At 71.2% G+C, this 18,270-nt stretch carries 16 protein-coding genes and 1 pseudogene; 9 read left to right on the top strand and 8 right to left on the bottom strand.

What is annotated here, in order from left to right:
* Nucleotides 1-13 precede the first annotated feature (13 nt).
* Entirely contained in the window at nucleotides 14-928 is a 915-nt protein-coding gene (locus ABT299_RS24935) for an alpha/beta hydrolase (protein ID WP_500252157.1), read from the bottom strand.
* 41 nt (nucleotides 929-969) lie between these two features.
* On the opposite strand from ABT299_RS24935, the gene ABT299_RS24940 reads away from it, so the two are divergent.
* A complete protein-coding gene (locus ABT299_RS24940; RefSeq protein ID WP_500252158.1) occupies nucleotides 970-1,443 on the top strand; it encodes a MarR family winged helix-turn-helix transcriptional regulator in 474 nt (157 codons plus the stop codon).
* A gap of 12 nt (nucleotides 1,444-1,455) precedes the next feature.
* Here the strand turns inward: ABT299_RS24940 and ABT299_RS24945 are convergent, their stop codons facing one another.
* The 4 genes and pseudogenes from ABT299_RS24945 to ABT299_RS24960 all read right to left on the bottom strand — a co-directional run bounded on the left by ABT299_RS24945 (nucleotide 1,456) and on the right by ABT299_RS24960 (nucleotide 4,925).
* Nucleotides 1,456-2,328 carry a DUF72 domain-containing protein gene (locus ABT299_RS24945; RefSeq protein WP_500252159.1) on the bottom strand — a complete coding sequence of 291 codons (873 nt, stop codon included), beginning with the start codon at nucleotides 2,326-2,328 and terminating at the stop codon, nucleotides 1,456-1,458.
* 261 nt (nucleotides 2,329-2,589) lie between these two features.
* Nucleotides 2,590-3,147, bottom strand: coding sequence for a tannase/feruloyl esterase family alpha/beta hydrolase (locus ABT299_RS24950; RefSeq protein WP_500252160.1), 558 nt, complete (start codon nucleotides 3,145-3,147; stop codon nucleotides 2,590-2,592).
* 124 nt (nucleotides 3,148-3,271) lie between these two features.
* Nucleotides 3,272-4,096 (bottom strand): annotated as a pseudogene (locus ABT299_RS24955) (tannase/feruloyl esterase family alpha/beta hydrolase); the annotation flags it as partial.
* Nucleotides 4,097-4,238: 142 nt separating this feature from the next.
* Nucleotides 4,239-4,925, bottom strand: coding sequence for a maleylpyruvate isomerase family mycothiol-dependent enzyme (locus tag ABT299_RS24960; protein WP_500252161.1), 687 nt, complete (start codon nucleotides 4,923-4,925; stop codon nucleotides 4,239-4,241).
* On the opposite strand from ABT299_RS24960, the gene ABT299_RS24965 reads away from it, so the two are divergent.
* Nucleotides 4,806-5,084, top strand: a complete 279-nt coding sequence (locus tag ABT299_RS24965; RefSeq protein ID WP_500252175.1) for a hypothetical protein — start codon at nucleotides 4,806-4,808, stop codon at nucleotides 5,082-5,084. The genes ABT299_RS24960 and ABT299_RS24965 overlap by 120 nt on opposite strands.
* 42 nt (nucleotides 5,085-5,126) lie before the next feature.
* Here the strand turns inward: ABT299_RS24965 and ABT299_RS24970 are convergent, their stop codons facing one another.
* Nucleotides 5,127-9,395, bottom strand: a complete 4,269-nt coding sequence (locus ABT299_RS24970) for an NACHT domain-containing protein (RefSeq protein WP_500252162.1) — start codon at nucleotides 9,393-9,395, stop codon at nucleotides 5,127-5,129.
* Between the two features lie 516 nt (nucleotides 9,396-9,911).
* Between ABT299_RS24970 and ABT299_RS24975 the strand changes: the two genes are divergently transcribed.
* Entirely contained in the window at nucleotides 9,912-10,271 is a 360-nt protein-coding gene (locus ABT299_RS24975) for a hypothetical protein (protein WP_500252163.1), read from the top strand.
* A 133-nt stretch (nucleotides 10,272-10,404) separates the two neighbouring features.
* On the opposite strand, the gene ABT299_RS24980 is transcribed toward ABT299_RS24975, so the two are convergent.
* Nucleotides 10,405-10,779 carry an MmcQ/YjbR family DNA-binding protein gene (locus ABT299_RS24980; protein ID WP_500252164.1) on the bottom strand — a complete coding sequence of 125 codons (375 nt, stop codon included), beginning with the start codon at nucleotides 10,777-10,779 and terminating at the stop codon, nucleotides 10,405-10,407.
* 392 nt (nucleotides 10,780-11,171) lie between these two features.
* Between ABT299_RS24980 and ABT299_RS24985 the strand changes: the two genes are divergently transcribed.
* Nucleotides 11,172-12,203 (top strand): zinc-binding alcohol dehydrogenase family protein, encoded by a 1,032-nt coding sequence (locus ABT299_RS24985; RefSeq protein ID WP_500252165.1) that lies wholly within the window; start codon nucleotides 11,172-11,174, stop codon nucleotides 12,201-12,203.
* Between the two features lie 123 nt (nucleotides 12,204-12,326).
* On the opposite strand, the gene ABT299_RS24990 is transcribed toward ABT299_RS24985, so the two are convergent.
* Entirely contained in the window at nucleotides 12,327-12,896 is a 570-nt protein-coding gene (locus ABT299_RS24990) for a glycoside hydrolase family 25 protein (RefSeq protein ID WP_387018310.1), read from the bottom strand.
* Nucleotides 12,897-13,280: 384 nt separating this feature from the next.
* Between ABT299_RS24990 and ABT299_RS24995 the strand changes: the two genes are divergently transcribed.
* From ABT299_RS24995 to ABT299_RS25015, 5 genes are all read left to right on the top strand, one after another.
* The gene (locus ABT299_RS24995; RefSeq protein WP_500252166.1) at nucleotides 13,281-14,609 is read left to right on the top strand and encodes an MFS transporter; all 1,329 of its coding nucleotides are present in this window, start codon (nucleotides 13,281-13,283) and stop codon (nucleotides 14,607-14,609) included.
* Nucleotides 14,606-15,463: an MBL fold metallo-hydrolase gene (locus ABT299_RS25000; RefSeq protein WP_500252167.1), complete on the top strand. Its 858-nt coding sequence runs from the start codon at nucleotides 14,606-14,608 to the stop codon at nucleotides 15,461-15,463. Before ABT299_RS24995 ends, ABT299_RS25000 begins: the two co-directional genes overlap by 4 nt.
* Nucleotides 15,464-15,838: 375 nt before the next feature.
* Complete coding sequence (locus ABT299_RS25005) at nucleotides 15,839-16,642, top strand: SDR family NAD(P)-dependent oxidoreductase (RefSeq protein ID WP_190861269.1); 804 nt, start codon at nucleotides 15,839-15,841, stop codon at nucleotides 16,640-16,642.
* Nucleotides 16,639-17,388 (top strand): SDR family NAD(P)-dependent oxidoreductase, encoded by a 750-nt coding sequence (locus tag ABT299_RS25010; RefSeq protein WP_387018318.1) that lies wholly within the window; start codon nucleotides 16,639-16,641, stop codon nucleotides 17,386-17,388. The genes ABT299_RS25005 and ABT299_RS25010 overlap by 4 nt, the downstream gene beginning before the upstream one ends.
* On the top strand, nucleotides 17,381-18,235 hold the full coding sequence (locus ABT299_RS25015; protein ID WP_387018321.1) for an SDR family oxidoreductase: 855 nt from the start codon (nucleotides 17,381-17,383) through the stop codon (nucleotides 18,233-18,235). The genes ABT299_RS25010 and ABT299_RS25015 overlap by 8 nt, the downstream gene beginning before the upstream one ends.
* Nucleotides 18,236-18,270: the final 35 nt, after the last annotated feature.

The raw sequence follows: 18,270 nt of genomic DNA on the forward strand, positions 1-18,270 counted from the left end.
CGGAGCCGGGGTGTCAGGGGGTGGTGGTTCGGGGGCGGGTGTGCTGGGTGAGGAAGAGGGCGGCGCGGTCCAGGGCCTCGTCGGCCTCGTCCAGGGCACCGGTGTACGCCTGGAACACGTGGGGAACGTCGGCGGTGACGTCGAGGATGACGTCGACTCCGGCGGCCCTGGCGCGGGCGGCGAGGCGGGTGGAGTCGTCCAGCAGCACTTCGTTGGTGCCGACCTGCAGGAGCATCGGGGGGAAGCCGGTCAGGTCGGCGAGGGTGGCGGGGCTGAGGAGCGGGTGGTTCGGGTCGCGTCCTGCCAGGTACATGGAGCCGGTGTGCTCCAGTGACTCGCGGGTGAAGAACGGGTCGGCGGACTCCTTGGCGGCCACGCTCTCGCCGGTCCGGGTCATGTCGAGGCCGGGGGAGAACGCGACGATCGCGGCGGGCACGGGCAGGCCCGCGTCGCGGGCGGCGAGGCAGGCGGTGACGGTGAGGCCGCCGCCCGCGGAGTCCCCGGCGAACGCGATGGCGGCGGGGTCGGCGCCGCCGTCGAGCAGGGCGCGGTAGGCGCTCACCGCGTCGTCGATCGCCGCGGGGAACGGGTGCTCGGGGGCGAGCCGGTAGTCCAGGGAGTAGGCCCGGAACCCGGTGCGGACGACGAGGTTCGCGGTCAGCGGCATCGCGGTTTCGGGCGAGCCGAACACGAACCCGCCGCCGTGGAAGTACAGGATCGTGGCCCCCGGCTCCGCGCCCCCGGCGGGCTCGACGAGCACTGCGGGACGGTCTCCGAGCGGCGCCGGCCGGGTGCGGATCCCGTCCGGGACGATCAGCTGCGCCATCATCGCGCGGAATCCGGCGCGGATCGCCTCCACCGTCCGCGGGCCCTCTGAACGGGGCCGCCGCAGCGCCGCGTCGAGTTCCGCCCGCTGTTGCCTGCTCATGTCGCCTCCCATGACGAGTAGATGCCGCTACAGTATATGCCGTGGCATCTAAGTCAAAGGGCGCCGCCGACCTGCCGGGGTTCTTCTCCGACCTCGTCCGGTGCGAGACGCGCCTCTACAACGCCCTGAACGACCGGCTCCGCGACCGGCACGGCATCGTCACCTCGCAGTACGAGGCCCTGCGCTTCCTGCGCGACCGCCCGGCGGCCCGGGTGGCGGACGTCGCGGCGGAGTTCGCCATCGGCATCGGGGCGAGCAGTAAGATCATCGACCGCCTGGAGAGGCGGGGATGGGTCGCCCGGCGGCCGAACCCCGCGGACCGCCGGTCGTCGCTGGTGGAGCTGACCGGCGACGGCGCGCGGCTCGCCGACGCGGCGGAGGCGACCTTCACCGAAGGGCTGGCCGAACTGCTCGCGGGGGCGCTCGATGGTGAGGCGGGGGCGGCGGTCGCGGGGGTCATGGCCGACCTGCGCGCCGCGCTCGAACGCGACCAGGTGGGCCTTCCCACGGGTTGAGCGGCGTCCGGCTCAGGTGGGGAGAAGGTCGGCGAAGCGGGCGGCGTTGCGTTGGGAATGGTCGGCGCAGCAGTTGTTGAAGACGACGTAGGTCGTTTCGACGTCGTCGGCCAGGTCGCGAATCCGGGGGACCCATGAGCGCATCTCGGCTTCGCTGTAGAGGTAGCCGAAACGTTCGCGCACGTCGGAGGAGTCCCAGCGTTCGCTGTGGCCGTGGAAACGGACGACGGCCGCGTCTCCGGTCGCCGCGAGGATCGGCGGCATCGAGGACCGGTGGCCCTGCGGCATGTCCACGCCCACATAGGGGATGCGGTGCTCGGACATGAAGGCGAGCGTCGCGTCGCGGTGCTCGTCGTCCATCCAGGCGGCGTTGCGGAACTCGACGCAGATCGGCATGGGCGCGCAGCGGTCCCGGGCGCGGAGGATGTGCTTGCGGTTGCGTTCGCCCGGCGGGAACCAGACCGGGAACTGGAAGAGGAGCAGGCCGAGTTTGCCCGTCTCGTGGAGCGGTTCGAGGGTGCTGAGGAAACGGTCCCAGACCTCGTTCTCCACCTCTTCCGGAACGTCCTTCAGATAGACGTTGCGTTTGTTCGGGACTTTGTCGCGGAGGTTCTTGTAGAGGGAGCCGGGACGGGTCGGATGACCGGTGAGAAGCGAGAACGCCTTGACGTTGAAGACGAAACCGGGCGGCGTGCGCTCGGCCCAGAGGCGGACGGTCCGCTCCGCCGGGGGCGCGTAGTAGGTGGCGTCCACTTCGACCAGCGGGAACTGGGAGGCGTAGTAGCGCAGCCGGTCCTCGGCGGTCTTGGCCTCCGGCGGGTACCAGCCGGAGGAGAGCAGCGTCTTGTCCGTCCACGAGGCGGTGCCGACCAGGATTCTCCCCATGCCGGGAGGCTACGGGTGATCGAGTTGGTTCGTCCGGGCTTCTGGCGGGATGACCGGCGGCGTCGGGGGGGACGCTCGGCAACGCGGACGGCCTCCTGGGGTCTGGTGTGGATTTCGCGATCCGCACCGGACCCCGGAGGCCCTCCCTCATTCCTAGATCATCTGACTCTGCCCGGTATGTTCAGCGCGTCCGTGCCACAGGGCTTCTAGGCCTTGCCCTTCCGGCAGACCCACTTGCTGTTGCTCCAGCCGCAGGTCTTCTCATAGCCCGAGCGAAAGGAGCCCAGCCAGCTGATGGTCTGGTTCGCCGACGGACGGCGCCGCGCCGTGTAGCTCGACGCCTGATCGACCGGTCCCCCCGTGGTGTCGACCGAGTCCGTTGAACTTGCCCGGCCCCTCGCCGCCGCTGCAGTGGGCCACGCCCGGCAGCATGAACAGCCGGGCGAACTCCTGGGTGCGGGCCGACCCGCCCATGCGCTCGGTGACCGCCTGGTAGTACGCGATGGTGCCGGCCGGCGGCACCGCCGGGTCGGCCTCACCATGCCACATGATCAGCTTGCCGCCGTGCTGCCGGAACGCGCTCAGGTCCGGGTCGGTGGAGTCGTAGATTCCCGAGACGCGGCCCATGATCTCCCGGAAGTTCGCCTCGGTGAACTGGACGTCCTTCAGCGTCATCGACGGCCTTGCATCGGGATAGGCGAGCCAGCGCAACGTGTTGACGGCGAAGCCCTCCTGGTTCGACGGCACGCCCTGGGCGAAGGGAACGAGCCAGCCTGCCCAGTTGCCCTCCGAACCGCGGGGCTGGGCCCCCGGGTACATCAGCCGGTTCTTGCCGTCCCGCGCCCCACCGTAGATCTTGCGTACCGACTCGAGGAGCGGGGTTGAGGCAGAAGCCGGACGAGCCGCTGCCGCCCGCCGGGCAGGCGATGCTCGTCGGATCGAAGGAGCAGTCCAGCGAGTCGCTGATCAGCCCGTCTCGGGTGCCGTCCTGGGCGTCACAAGCGCTGACCACGGCCGCATGCAGCGACTTGAGGTCGTTCTGGGTGAGGGGCGAGTCGCCGTTGGCGTCCAGCATGGCCTTGGCGTTCCAGCCCTGGTCCCAGACGGCGAGCGCGGTCATGTTCGACGCGGGGGCGCCGGCGACGATGCCGTCGAAGTCCTCGGGATAGCGCTGTGCCTCGGTCATGGCCTGGTCACCGCCCTCCGAACAGCCCGTGAAGTACGAGTGCGACGCGGGCCGGCCGTAGAACCGTCTGACGATCTCCTTGGCCACGATGGACGTCAGGTGCTGGGATCGGTAGCCGAAGTCGACCCGCAGTTGCGGGTCGGCGCCGAAGAGCCCGTCGGTCATGCTGGTTCCATAGTGGCCCTCGTTGTCCCAGGCCACCGCGAACGTTCCGTTGATGAGCGCGGTGCAGCCGTAAGTCGCCTGGGCATCCAAGCGGGAGTTGCCGCAGAAGCCGCCGCAGCCGGTCTGCAGGTAGCGCCCTGCCCACGTCTGGGTGGGCAGCAGCAGATCGAACTGGATCTGCGGCGCGATGACTCCCTTGACTTCGCAGGCCTCCCACTTGCCGAGGGGGTTGTCGGCGGCGGCGACGATGGTCGCCGAGGCGATGTTCGCCGGTGCGCCCTGAACACCGGTCAGATCCAGCCGCGCGGCTTGCGCGCATGACATCGCCGGGGGCGTCGCAGCCGCCTTGGAGGGGACGTTCAGGGGGCGCGACGAAGCCTGCGCCGTGGAGGCGGCGACAACGACCACCGCGAGCATGAGCACGTTGACGACGGCGGCGAGGATTCGCCGCCTGCGGGTCCGCTCACCGAACCGGTTGTCGCACGGCTGCCGGCGGTGGAACCCGATCAGCAGGGCGTTCCGCCGGGGAGACCGCGTAACCGGCCAGGGAAGCGCGAGTTCAGGGGACCAGCGGCCCGGCCAGCACACGCGCCCCGGCCTCACGGTCCCCGTCCCAGGTCACCGATCCGGTATCCCGAGGCTTGCGCCCCCACAGCATCAGCAGCAGGTCCTCGGCGGTTCCCGAGACCTCCGCGACCGGCTCGCCGGCCCCGTAGGTCCAGCAGCGGCCGGAGTCGGTGGCGGTGATCCGTACGGCCTGCTCGGGATGGGTGGCGGCCCCCCTGGAGATCATGCGGGGCGCCATCGTGTCGAAGACCTCGGCGACCCCGTCGGCGGCGAGCAGCGCGTCCATCGGCTTCGTCGAGCCGAGCGCGTGCTCGGCGTCCCACCGGTGCATCAGCGTCTCCTGGCTGCGGCGCCGGCGCCAGAACCCCACCGTGTGCGGCGGAAAGAACGTCCACGCCTCGGTCGATGGATCGACCGACAGCGCCTGCACGAGAGCATCCGCCGTCGCGGCGTACCAAGCCTTGAGACCAGCCCGGTCACGGGGTGCGGCGCCTTCGTCATAGCCGTCGCTGTGCCCGTCCCGCACGGCCGCGACGACCCAGAGGTTCCCCGCCCCCATGTGCACGGCCAGATCCGCCAAACTCCAACCGCCGCAGTGCTCGACCGGAGCCGACAGATCACCATCCAGCGCCGCACCAAAGGCATCGAGCTCACGCCGGAGTTCAACCAGGTAATCCACGGCGCCAAGATACTGCCCGCCGGCTACGCGAGATCCGCCGCATGGCACGGGGAACCGCAGCGCATGGGTGTGCGCATCGCCGCGCTGCCGGAGCGCACGCGGACCGGCCGGGTCAGCCTCAGGGCGATCACCACCCCTCGATCCGTTCGGGACCCGTGACGGCGCCGGCTCGTACGACCACCGGCCTTCGCCGGTTCCGGCTCACTCCGGCGGCGGAGCGGCGGCCAGGTCGAGGGGCGGTTGCGGGACCGGCCATGCGACTTCGCGGCGGAGCCTGAGAACCGCGTGCCAGGCCAGGTGCGAATGGTTCGCGAGAAGCCCTCTGATCTCGGCGAGCCGATCGAGCGGATGCTGGTCCCGCGGCTGCTCGGCGAGGTCGCGCAGCCACTCCGCCGTCTTCTTCGGGTGCTCGACGAACAGCCGGACGAGGATCGCGGTGATCGCCAGGTACGTCCTCGTCTGCACGGCGAAGTTCCGCGCGGCGAAGCTCAGCTCGCCCGCCGGCATCGCGGCGATGCCCGTCTCGATGCCGGCCGCGGTGATGGGGAGGTCGGCACAGGCGGCCAGCCATTCCAGCAGGGCGACCGTCCCCTCGGCGTCAGCGGCCGCCCCGCGCAGCTGCGCCTCCATGACCGCCGCGACGTCCTCGGCGATCATCCGGCGGGCCAGGTGCTCCAGTTCCTGCCGGGGCCCGGCCGTACGCCCGTCCGGTGACGGCTCCTCGCGCCACTCGGCCGACACGGCGGCGAGCCCGCGCACCGACCGGACGAGGTCGCGGGCCAGCCCCGCGGTCATGACATGGCAGAGCCACACGTACGGCACCGGGAGCGGGACGCCGCGCCGGCTCAGCAGGTCCAGAGCCTCCCGTCCCCGCAGCGGCGGGATCTCCACGACCGTGTCGAAGGCGCTGTCGAAGGTGTCGCGGACCGACAGGCTGCGCCGTCCGAACGCGGCCAGGGCGTCCTCCGAGACGGTCACCAGGAAGTAGCAGCCGGGCACCCCGAAGATCACCTTGAGGTCGTTGAGGAACTGCTCCGCCTCGCCCGCCGTGGCGATCTTGTCGAGCTCGTCCACCCCGATGACGACCTTGTTGCGGCCGGCGCGCCGCTCGGTGCCGACCATCGTGAGCAGCTCCTGGAACCCGGCGACCAGGCCGGGCAGGCTCTGGGCCTGCTCGGTCTGCTGCACCGTGAGCTGCCCGCCGATCTTCCCTCCCGGGATCGCCGCCTCGCCGACCGCCGTCCGCGTCACCGCCTGCTGGTAGCGCAGCCGCCGCAGGTGGGCGTGCGCGACGACCTGCGCCCGCGTCATGCTCCGCAACCGCGGCCGGCGGTTCACGAGCAGCGCGACCGCCAGGCCCGCCAGGATCAGCAGGCCGCCACCTGCGAGCGCATATGTCCGCGCACCGTCCGGCAGACGGTCCGCCAGCGCGCGGATCCGTCCTCGGTAGAGCGTCCCGACGATCAGTACGAGTCCCGCGCCGGCGCAGACCCAGGGGAGCACGCGCATCGCGAGCATCCGGAGCCGCCGGACAGGTGCGGGCCGAGGACCCTGGCTCCCGACGACCCGCTCGCATACGCGGATGAACAGGTGCGTCAGGAACTCGCGGGAGTCGTAGGCGGTCGGAGCGTGGACGAGGAGCCGCAGGTCGTTGTCCGGATGCCGCTCCGGGTCGCACAGGTGCCGCAGGACCGTGCTCTTGCCCGCGCCGCGAGCGCCGCTCAGGCCGACGCTGGCGCTGCTCAGCTCCTCGATGAGCAGGGAGACGCGGCGGCTGGCGTCGGTTTCGACGAAATGGTCGTCGCGGTCGTCGGTTCCGCTGAGCGGTTCGAGTTCCAGGCCGTGCAGCTCGGTCGTGTACGCCGGCGGCTCCTCGCCGAGCCGGTCGGTCAGCATCGGCAGCAGGCCGTCCCGGGCCATGGCCCGGATCCAGTCCCTGTAGGTGCGGTCCAGCACGAGCCTCAGGTGCGGCAGCTCGTCCAACTGGAGCCATTCGGCCGGATCGCGCGACCGCAGCGCCCGGCGCTGCGCCGCGTTCCTGCGGAACGACAGCCATAGGAACACGGAGAGAAGCAGCACCACGGACGCTGCGAAGGTCGCGTCGGGTGCCCAAGGCCACCACTGCTGAGCCACGAACAACCCGGCCAACGCGGTGCCCGCCGCCCCCGCGGTGATGATGTAGGCGGTGACGAACCGGCTGAGGAACGGCAGGGCCGCCGCCTTCTCGAAGGCATCGAGCGCCTCGTCGAACCGCTGCCCGCGATCGCGGGCGGGTGCCTCCACGGCGAGCGGGTCGTGGTCGAGCAGCGACGCGGCCAGTGTCCGCAGCCTCGCCCGGGAGGCGACGGGGTCGCGCTGGTCGACACGGCGCAGCATCTCCGGCAGGACGAGCACCTCACGCAGGACGGCCTCGCGCGCGAACACGTCGAGGCGCTCGCACCGGGACACCGGACGGTCACCGTCCCGGGGCGGTGGTGGAACCGGCGGCGTCCCGGTCTCGTCGGCCCGGTGGCCGGGACGTTCCCCTACGCGCGGTGCCTCTTGCGCTGGCCCGGCCGAAGGCTGTTGCGTTAAGTCGGGAACCGGGCGGTCAGGCGTTCCCGTAGCCGGTCCTGACTGTCCCGGCGGCGCACCCGGATGCTCCCTCCCTGCGGAGGCGGTGCCTTCCGGCCGTGTCGCGGTGGCCCCGGCTCGGGCGGACCCGTCCGAGGGGGCCGTGGTTTCGTCCGGCGGGCCCTCGAACCCCGTATCCCTGCGCTGCTCGGGCGCGGTCGCGGCGAAAAGGTCCTGAACCGGTCGCCGCCGGAACCTGTAGGCGCCGCCGACCGCACGCATCACATCCAGACGCCGAGCCCTTTCCAGAACCGCCAGCGGCCACCACGGCAGGTCCGCTCCGCCGGCGAGGATCGCGACGCTCACCGCGTAGATCCCGACGGACGATGCCAGCATCACGAAGAAGGCCGTCACGACCCCCAGGAACACGCCCCCTCGGACGCCGGCGTCCGGCCCCCACAATCCGGTCCCGAGTCCGACGGCGACGCCGATGACGACTGCGGCGGCGCCTCGAACCCGAACCTCGCGGCGCAGCTGCGCGAGCGGCTCGGTGGTCTCCGGCGTGGCACCTCTGACGTCGGCGAACTCGTCCCAGAAGCCCGCGGCGACCAGCAGGGCCAGCCACTCCAGCGACGCCACGCCCGAGACGAGATCGCCGGTCGCGGCCTTCGTGCCGAAGCAGGCCGCCAGCGAAACGCCGTAGAAGAACAGATGGAGGACGCCTACCGACACGACCAGTGCCCAGCGCGGCACGAGCTGGTAGAGGCGCCACCAGACGAACCCGCCCTGCCATTCCCGGGCGACCGTGCTCAGCCACGACCGCCCCCGCCCCGCGCGCGGGTACAGCCGGTCGATCCAGTCGGAGAGCAACCGCTCGATGATCTCCTGCTCGGTCAGGGAGCCGAGGTCGGGCAGCGGACGCCGAGCGTCCAGGTACGCCCGGCGGACGAGGTCGACGTTCCCCGGCCGGCTCAGCGCCCGCTCGAGCGCGCCGCCGGGCTCGCCGAGAAGCCGCTCGCGCCACCGGTCCCAGCCGGGGTAGTGCTCCTGCGGGAGGACACCCTCCAGATAGCGGACGAGCCGCGCAGAGCCGACCGGCTCCAGCCGGAGGACGGTGGCGTGCTGGAGGACCTCGCCCTGCCTGCTGCGGGCGGCCCGGTCCAGAGCGTCCTCCCGCGCGGTGATGACCAGCGGGTCGTCCCCGTGCAGCCCCGCGTTCATCCGGCGCAGGGCCTGGCCGGCCTTCTGCGCGGGCAACTCGTCGAACCCGTCCAGGATCGGGATGACCTTCCGCCTGCCGACGAGCTCGCGGGCGGCTTCGGGGGAGAGGGCGTACGTGCGGGAGATCTGCTCGGCCAGCCAGTCCTCGAACGGCCGTCGAGCGGGGTCCCAGGCCGCCATGGAGACCAGTACCGGGACCGGCCCGGACCGCTCGCGGCGCTCCAGGAGATCGAGCAGCAACAGGGCCGCGGCCGTCGTCTTGCCGGATCCCGCCGGCCCGGTGATGACGAAACGCGGCGGCACCCGGCGTTGGAAGATCTGACCGATATCCGAAAGGTCGCCGAGCGCCGCGGGGTCGGCCTCCCGCAGGGTCTCCTCATGAGAACCGCGCACCAGCAGCGGGACGGCCAGCGGCTCCCTGACGTCCCGCCTGGACCTCGCCAGCTCCGCCGTCCACTGCTCGCGGACCAGGCTCGCCAGCATGTCGAGCGCCTCGGCCGGATCCCTCTGCCCTCGCCGCGAGAGTCTCAGCGACGCCAAGGTCACGGCGAGCGACACCACGCCCGCCGCCGCGCCCATGGCGCTGGACACCTTGCCCGCGTCGCCGAGGGAGAAACCGCTCGTCAGCAGGTACGCGGTGCTGGCAACGATCAGGGCTCCGCCCGTCACCGCGAGGAGCCACAACGACCGATTCATTCCCACATGCTGACAGGAATCCTCCGCGCCCAGGGCAATCTTCCGCAACTGGCCAGCCGCCGCCCGTCAGAGACGCGACGTCGATATCGGCGCACCATTGCTGTTCAACTCAAAGGAGACAGAGCCTGCCATTGTTTCCGGCGATGCGGAGGACTCACGGGGGTGCGGTCCGGACTGCCGCAATGGCTGATCTGGAGCGCCAGTTTCACCCAGCACCTCGTCAATGCTGAGATCTTGCTGTCCACCGTCGACGCACGATTCAGCTAACCGGCCTCTCTGGAGCGCCCCCCTGGATCGATCACGGTCAACGCCTTCGTGACGAGGCTATGCATGCTTATGCATACATTCGTTTTCGTGGATTCCATGGCTATTTGCTATCAATTCGAATAGTGATGGCTGCGGTGAAGCCGAGGGCTGCCGCTGTGGAGCGGCTGCTTTGGCATCTGTTGTGGCAACCGGCACCTATGTCGGTGGCTAGACTTTTGCGTCGTCTCGTACATGGCGGCCGGAGGTGCTGTGGCCGACGTTTCTGACGCATTACTGGAGGAGTTGGCCGGGCCGGTGGCGGCCGCGATTCCGCTGGTCATCGCCCGCATTCCGAAGGTGCCGGCTGCTGAGCTGGGGCGCCTGCGGGCAACCGCGGACGGCATGTGGCCGATCCGTGGATCCAGCGTCGGGCATCTGCGCGCCCGCCGGTCCCAACTCGCCGGCGGCGAGCACCGGTGGATCTGGCTCGCCCTACACCGCGCGACCAATCCCGACCCGCTCGCCGCGGCCACTGAGCCCCTCGAGGCAGCCCGCTACGCTGTTGGCCCGCACGCGGCGAACCTGATCGCCGAAGCCCAGAGCAGAATCACCGCACCAGAGCCGCCATAACGGCCCTGGTCAGCACCAAACCGACGCCAGCCACGGACGATAAGAGCCGACGAAACGACAGGCACCGCTGCCTGAGCGGAGGCGGCTGACTGCGGCCGCGATCCGGCTCTGCTCGTGCTGGTTTCGCGCCGGGCTAATCGGCTGCGGCGTCCAGGTCGCCGACGAGCGTGTCCGGCGCACGCATGCGCCAAGCGTCGGTGATGAGCTCTTCCAGACGGTCGGGGTCCACTTCCTCCAGTCGCAGGATGACGAGGGGCATTCCGTCGTAGGCGGGTGTGGTGAAGAAGCGTTCCGGCTCACCGAGCAGCAGCGCCTGCTTCTCTGCCTCGTCGCCGACGTACAGGACGGCGATGTCGGTCCGGATGACGCGCGGCTTACCCGGTCTGCGCTCGGGATAGGACCAGACGAACCCTTTGCCGCCGACCCGGAAATCGAAGCCGTCGCTGTCGATCTCGACCACGTGAGGTAGCGCGAGTGCCAGCCGGCGAACGTCGTCGGCGTCAGCCATCCTGGTCGCTCCCAGACACCGGTTTCTGCACACGTGCAGGCTATCGGCCCACAAAACCCGAGGCGGCCCGAGGCGGCCCGAACTTCCGCAGCCGGGTGCTCCAAGGTACTCGTGGGTGCGATCCGGCTCTCGTCTCGCACGGCCCGGGCGCCGACGCCCTGCCATGGCTCCACATCCTTCGCCTGCCCGGAGACCTCGGGTACGGCCGCCTCGTCCTGACAGCGATCGGGCACCTGGATCTGCGCGACGCGATCGTGGTCGGGCACTTCACCGACGTCCTCAAGGGCGGTGTGACCTGGGCGGGACGGGAATGTGTATCCCGCCGGCCCGAGTTGCACCCCAGCCGGCACCCCTTTCGAGACCGACCGGACCTGGAAACCAGGAGAAGAGCCTTGGACACGAGCCAGAACACGATGCCCGCCGTCGCGTACCGCAAGAGTCTGCCGCTGGATGACGACGAGAGTCTGCTGGACGTCGAGCTGCCCGTCCCGCAGCCCGGGCCGCACGACCTGCTGGTGCGGGTCGAGGCCGTCGCCGTCAATCCGGTCGATCACAAGGTGCGCCGCAACACCGACCCGGGCGGGGAGCCGAAGGTGCTGGGCTGGGACGCGGCGGGCACCGTCGTCGCGGTCGGCGACCGGGTCGGGCTCTTCGAGGTCGGCGACGAGGTGTACTACGCCGGGGCGATCGACCGCCCGGGCGCGAACGCCCGGTATCACGCCGTCGACGAGCGGATCGCCGCCCGCAAGCCGGCCTCGCTGTCCTTCGGTGAGGCGGCCGCGCTGCCGCTGACCTCGCTGACCGCATGGGAGGGCCTGTTCGAGCAGATGGGGCTGCGCCACCGTCCGTTCGAGCGGACCGGAACCATCCTGGTCACCGCCGCCGCGGGCGGCGTCGGCGCCATGGTGACCCAGCTCGCCCGCACCCTGACCGGCCTGACGGTGATCGGCACCGCGTCCCGGCCGGAGACCGTCGAGTTCGCCCGGCGGATGGGCGCCGACCACGTCGTCGACCACCACAGGCCGCTGGAGGAGCAGCTCGCCGGCCTCGGCCCGCAGGGTCTGGACTACGTCTTCAGCACCGCGGGCACCGACCGTAACCTGCCCGCCTACGCCGCCCTGGTGAACCCGTTCGGGCACATCGTCGCCATCGACGACCACGACACGCTGCCGATCGGAGTCCTGAAGGCCAAGAGCATCTCCTTCCACTGGGAGTTCATGTTCACCCGCTCCCTCTTCGAGACGCCCGACCGGATCGCCCAGCACCGCATCCTCACCCAGATCGCCAGGCTCGTGGACCAAGGCGTCCTGGTCACCACCGCCACCCGCGACCTCGGCCCCCTCAACGCCGCCAACCTCCGTGAAGCGCACCGCATTGTGGAGTCGGGCAAGGCCATCGGCAAGATCACCCTTACCGGTTTCTGAGGGACCCGCCGCAAGCCGTGCCGTGCGCGGATCGCCTGCTCGCCGGGCTCGGCCCGGTTGGAGGCCGCCCGTGAGCGGGGTCACTCGGCCTGCGCATTCTGTTGAGACTTCTTAGCCTGCGCCTCAGCCGGAAGAGGCCCAGTGTTCGAGCGCGTCCCGGGTCTTGAATTTCGCGACGTTCTTGTCCAGAGGTTTCGAGGTGTACTGGTGGAAGAGCCAGTCGTGGACGAGCGGGTCGCCGGCCTTGCGGTAGTCGGCGATCCAGAGCCCGTCGGCGTTGTAGTGGCCGGTGCTCTTGCGGGTCCACAGGTCGCGGTTGGCGTACAGGACGAGGCGATGGCCGGGCCGCCGCTTCTTCACCTCGTGCAGGAACCGATCCTTCTGCCCGCTGGTGGCGAGCCGCCCTTTCGGGTCGGTCTCCCAGTCCAGGGCCAGGATGTCGCCGTCCTCGGCGCCGCAGTGCTCGAGGAAGTACCGGGCCTGGGCGGCGATGCGCGCCGGGCGCAGTCCCCGGCGGCCGTGCAGGAAGTGGTAAAAGCCGACCACGCAGCCGGCGTGGCGGGCCCGCGCGGCCTGGTCGGCCCGGCGCGGGTTGATGTAGGAACGTCCCTCGGTCGCCTTGACGAAGACGAAGTCCAGGCCCTCCGCGTCGAACATGGGGTTGTAAGAGGCCACGTCGATGCCGTGCAGCATGGCTGCCCTTTCGGATATCACCGACCCCTCACCCTCTATGTTCCTCCCGCCGATGGCATCTGCGTGCCATAAGAAGGCCGTAGAGCCGTCATTGACGGCCACACCGCTCTGCACTCTGCTCGGCGCCCGATGCCGGCAAGGCCGGCGCCGAGCAGGGGGGCAGCCGCCACGGATCCACCTGATGCGGCGCACCTTCCGCGCACGCGTGGCCACGTGCCATCACGGGCGCCCGGCCCTGACGTGGCGGGTCCGGCCGTGGGTGGGTGCTCGGCGCGGCATATCAAGATCGATATACCTTCCTGGACAAATGCTATTAGTGCGTTATGCCCGGTCCACCTAGGGTTTCGGCCACAGCGCCGAGGGCTGTCAACCGGAAGGACGCGCGTGGGCACCGACACCAGACCACGGAACCGGGCGGTCGCGGCGAGCTTCGCCGGCACCGCCATTGAGTGGTACGACTTCTTCATCTACAGCACCGCGGCCGCGCTGGTGTTCAACAAGCAGTTCTTCCCGGACTTCGCCCCCGCGGTCGGCACGCTGCTGGCGTTCTCGACGTTCGTGGTCGGGTTCGTGGCGCGGCCGATCGGCGGCGTGCTGTTCGGGCACCTCGGCGACCGCAGGGGGCGCAAGTCCGTGCTCGTCGTCACGCTGACCATGATGGGCGCCTGCACGTTCGTGATCGGGCTCCTGCCGACCTACGCCCAGGTCGGCATCTGGGCGCCGATCCTGCTGGTGGCGGTCCGGTTCGCGCAGGGCATCGCGCTCGGCGGCGAGTACGGTGGGGCTGTGCTGATGGCCGTCGAGCACTCCGACCCCGCTCGCCGCGGGTTCTTCGGGAGCTGGGTCCAGGTCGGCGTCCCGGTGGGGCTCGCCCTGTCGAACCTGGTGTTCCTGCTGACCCAACTGCTGCCCGCGGACGCCATGGAGCAGTGGGGCTGGCGGCTGCCGTTCCTGCTCAGCGCGCTGCTGGTCGCGGTCGGCTTCCTCATCCGGCTCCGGGTCGAGGAGAGCCCGGAGTTCCGCGAGGTGAAGCACGAACGCGGCACGACTCGGCGGCCGGCGGTCGAGGCCGCCAAGCGGTCGTGGGCACCGATCCTGCTGTGCGCCGCCGCCGGGTTCGCGCCCGGCACGATGTTCTACGCCACCATGGTCTTCGGGCTCAGCTACGGCACCGACCACGTCGGGGTGAGCCGCGGGACGATGCTGAGCCTCACGCTGGTCTCGATGGCCGTCGTGCTGCCCTGCCTGCTCTACTTCGGGGCGCTGTCGGACCGGATCGGCCGCAAGCCGGTCTTCGCCGGCGGGGTGGTCGGCATGGCGCTGACCGCGTTCCCGTGGCTGCTGCTGGTCGACACCGGCTCGCCCGGCCCGATGCTGGCCGGCTACCTGCTGGTCTCGATCCCGTTCAGCGCCGCGTACGGGACGCTGGCGACGCTGCTGGCCGAGCTCTTCCCGGCGGACGTGCGGTACTCGGCGGTCAACATCTCCTACGCGATCTCCAACGTCTTCGGAGCCGGGATGGCGCCGATCATCGCCGGCTCCCTGCTGATCCGCACCGACTCCGGACTGTCGATCGCCGGGTACATCGTGCTGGTGTGCGTGGTCTCCTTCGCCTGCCTGGCGGCGCTGCGGGAGACCGCCGGGGCGCGCCGAGGCCGGACCCCGGTCCCCGCGACGGCGGACGCCGCGGTCGGCGACGGTGCGGTGCGGTGAGCGCGGCGGCGCCCCCGCCGAGCCTGGACCTCGGCGGGATCACGATCACCTGGTTGGCGGACATCCCGAGCATGCGGTTCGCGCCCGACGACCTGCTGGTCCCCGGCACCGGCGACCAGGGCCCGGGCCAGAGCCTCGATCTGACGTTCGGCGGCTACCTGATCACCACCGACGCCGAGACCGTGCTGGTCGACGCGGGCGTGGGCGACGGGAAGGCCCGGTCTCGCCCCGGCTGGAACCGGCGGTCGGACGGCGCGCTGCCCGCCGCGCTGGCGCGAACCGGCCGCGCCGTGACCGACGTCGGCACCGTCCATCTCACCCACCTGCACGCCGACCACGTCGGCTGGAACACCGTCTGGGACGGCGGGTCCTGGATCCCGGCCTTCCCCGAGGCGAGGTACCTGGCCTTGGAGGACGAGTTGGACTGGGCGCGCGAAGGCCATGGCCGCGACCCCGGCTTCCTGTACGGCTCGTACGCCGACAGCGTCCTGCCCCTGATCGAGCGCGGGCGCCTGGACGCGGTCGCGGACGGCTTCCGGATCGGGGACCGGATCGAGGTCCGTGCCGTGCCGGGCCACACCCCCGGCTCCTCGGCCGTGATCGTACGAGGGAGCCGGGAGACCGCCGTGCTGTCCGGAGACCTGATCCACCACCCGCACCAGTTCGCACATCCCCTGACCTGCTCGCGGTTCTGCGTGGACCGCGCGGCATCGGCCACGGCACGGCACGGGCTCTTGGACTGGACCGCGCGGCACGGGGCGATCCTCATGCCGGCGCACTTCGGCTGGGGACGGGTCGAAGCGGCCGACGGCCGGTTCCGGTTCCGGCCGATCCCACGGCGAGAGCAGGGATGAGGTCCAGGCACCCTGGCAGCCGATCCCTCCTTCACCGCCGGGATCGCCGACACCGACGCCCGCGCAGCGCAGGCCGACCGCGGAGTGGCGATGCGGGGGCGGTGGAGGTGGGAGAACGCCAGGTGAGGAGAGTTTTACCTGCGGGTTTCCTGCGACCCTTGCTCCGCGTTCGAAGTGTATGCAAAAGTGTGGGCACCTTCGAGGAGGGAGGTCGCCGCGGTGGCCGCCGGTCCCTCGGGCGCCGACGCGCCCCCGGGTGCCGACCGGCCGCCCGCCGACCGGGCGTGTCCTTTTGGGGCTCCATATGTGCATACAAAACTGAATGTACTTCTGTATGCATATATGGCGGCTCGTCGAGAAGTGAGAGGAACTGCTGTGGGTTCGCTGGAAGGGCAGGTCGTGGTCCTCACCGGGGCCGGTTCCGGGATCGGCCGGGCCGTCGTCACCCGGTACGCCGCCGAAGGGGCGCGCGTCGTCGCCGTGGACGTGTCGGAGAAGGTCACCGAGCTCAAGGCCGAGCTGGGAGACCGCGTGGTTCCGCTCGTCGCCGACGTCCGGTCCTGGGCCGGCAACGTCCAGGCGGTCCGGACCGCGCTGGACACCTGGGGCCGGCTCGACGTCTTCGTCGGCAACGCCGGGATCACCGACGCCGCGCGCCCGCTGGAGGACATCCCGGGCGACCGGCTCCAGGCCGGCTTCGAGGAACTGTTCGGCGTGAACGTCCTGGCGCCCATCCTGGGCGTCCGGGCGGCGCTGGACGCGCTGGTGGAGTCGCGTGGCTCGGTCATCCTCACCGGATCGTTCGCCGGATCCAACGCCGCCGGCGGCGGCGTCCTCTACACGGCGTCCAAGCACGCCGTCGAGGGTCTCGTCCGGCAACTGGCGTACGAGCTCGCTCCGGACGTGCGGGTGAACGGCGTCGCGCCCGGCGTCGCGCCCACCCGCCTGCGGGGGGCGGCCTCACTCGGGCAGGCGGCGACGGACTCCGTCCTCGACGGCACCAAGGAGGCGCTTCCGCTGCAGGAGATCCCCGGCATCGACGCCTACAGCGGCATCTTCACCCTGCTGGCGTCCCGCTCCGAGTCGGCCGTGATGACCGGCACGATGGTGACCGCGGACAGCGGCCTCGGCATCCGGGGCATCGCGCGCCCCGGAGGACGCGTACGGGCCGCCGGATGACCGGGCGGCTGGACGGCCGGGTGGCGGTCGTCACCGGCGCCGGCCGCGGCATCGGCGCCGCGATCGCCGGCGCGCTCGTCGCCGAGGGCGCCGCGGTCGTCCTCGGCGGCCGGGACCGCGACCGCCTCGCGGCGCAGGCCGCGAGCCTGAGCGCGAAGGGCACCGCCACCGCCTGCGCGGGCGACCTGACGACCCCGGCCGGCCGCGACGCGCTCATCGACGCGGCGGGCCGCGTCGACATCCTCGTGAACAACGCGGGCGGCTTCGTCGACGCCACGACCACCGCGGACACCTCGCGCGAGCACTGGGACCGGCAGATCGAGCTGAACCTCACCGTGCCGTTCCTGATGTGCCAGGCGGTACTGGACGGGATGGTGCGGCGGGGCTGGGGACGCATCCTCAACATCGGCTCCGTCGTCGCCGCCGCCCCGCAGGCGGGCAACGCGATCGGCTACGTGGCGGCCAAGGCGGGCCTGGCCGGCTTCACCCGCCAGCTCGCCGTGGAGACGGCGGGGACCGGGGTGACCGCGAACGTGCTGAACCCCGGGACGGTCCGCACCGAGCACCTGCTCGACTACGCCGCCGCTTCCGGGCTCACCGAACAGGACCTGGCCGCGCGGATCCCCGTCGGCCGGCTCGGCGCGCCCGAGGAGATCGCCGCACTCGTCCCGGCCCTGGTGGGGGAGGGCAGCGGGTTCCTGACCGGAGCCGTCATCGATGTCAACGGAGGAGCTGTACATGCCTAGTCGTCACGTACCCGGCCGCCAGAGCGGCGGGCCGGCGCTCGCGGGCAAGGTCGCCCTCGTCACCGGCGGTGCCGCCGGAATCGGGCGCGCGGTGGTGGAAGCCTACGTCGAGGCGGGAGCGAAGGTCGCGATCCTGGACCGCGACGCCGAAGGCGCCACGGCGACCGCCGAGGAGTTCGGAGACGACGTGCACGCCACGGTCGGGCTGGCGGAGAGCCTGGCCGACAACCAGCGGGCCGTCCGGGACGCGGTGGACGCCTTCGGCCGCCTCGACGTGTTCGTCGGCAACGCCGGCGTCGGGGCGGGCAACCTCCCGCTGGCCGGCATCCCGCTGGACCGGCTGGAGGCGGCGATCGACGAGATCTACGCCATCAACGTCAAGGGGTATCTGCTCGGCGCGCGCGCGGCGCTGCCCGCGCTGCTGGAGACCGGCGGGAACATGATCTTCTCCTGCTCCATCGCCAGCTACCGCGCGGTCGACGACGGTGTCCTGTACGTCTCGACCAAGCACGCGGACCTCGGCATCGTCCGCCAGCTCGCCTGGGAGTTCGCGCCGCGGATCAGGGTGAACGGCGTGGCCGTCGGGGTGGCCAGGACCCGCATGCAGGGACTGGCCGCCCTGGGCCAGGACCCCATCGACGCCGTCCTGCCCGGCGCGGAGCAGGTCATCCCGCAGGGGTTCATCCCCGAACCGGCCGATCACGCGGGGGCCTTCGTCTACCTCGCCTCCGACGCGGCCCCGCTGACGACCGGCGAGTGCGTGTGGACCGACAGCGGGTTCGGTGTCCGCGGCATCGGCCGCCCCGCCGGCGGCACCGACCTGGATCCGGCTGCACTGAGGTCCTGACCAGCGAAAACGTAAGGCGGCTGCGACGGGGGCCA

The sequence above is a fragment of the Spirillospora sp. NPDC000708 genome, assembly GCF_040299565.1.
Taxonomy (GTDB): domain Bacteria; phylum Actinomycetota; class Actinomycetes; order Streptosporangiales; family Streptosporangiaceae; genus Spirillospora.

Bases quoted from the DNA above. Each gene is read 5' to 3' on its own strand.
- ABT299_RS25015 (WP_387018321.1), top strand. From the start codon at position 17,381: ATGCCTAGTCGTCACGTACCCGGCCGCCAGAGCGGCGGGCCGGCGCTC.
- ABT299_RS24950 (WP_500252160.1), bottom strand. From the start codon at position 3,147: ATGTACCCGGGGGCCCAGCCCCGCGGTTCGGAGGGCAACTGGGCAGGC.
- ABT299_RS24935 (WP_500252157.1), bottom strand. From the start codon at position 928: ATGAGCAGGCAACAGCGGGCGGAACTCGACGCGGCGCTGCGGCGGCCC.
- ABT299_RS24970 (WP_500252162.1), bottom strand. From the start codon at position 9,395: ATGAATCGGTCGTTGTGGCTCCTCGCGGTGACGGGCGGAGCCCTGATC.
- ABT299_RS25010 (WP_387018318.1), top strand. From the start codon at position 16,639: ATGACCGGGCGGCTGGACGGCCGGGTGGCGGTCGTCACCGGCGCCGGC.
- ABT299_RS24990 (WP_387018310.1), bottom strand. From the start codon at position 12,896: ATGCTGCACGGCATCGACGTGGCCTCTTACAACCCCATGTTCGACGCG.
- ABT299_RS24980 (WP_500252164.1), bottom strand. From the start codon at position 10,779: ATGGCTGACGCCGACGACGTTCGCCGGCTGGCACTCGCGCTACCTCAC.
- ABT299_RS24945 (WP_500252159.1), bottom strand. From the start codon at position 2,328: ATGGGGAGAATCCTGGTCGGCACCGCCTCGTGGACGGACAAGACGCTG.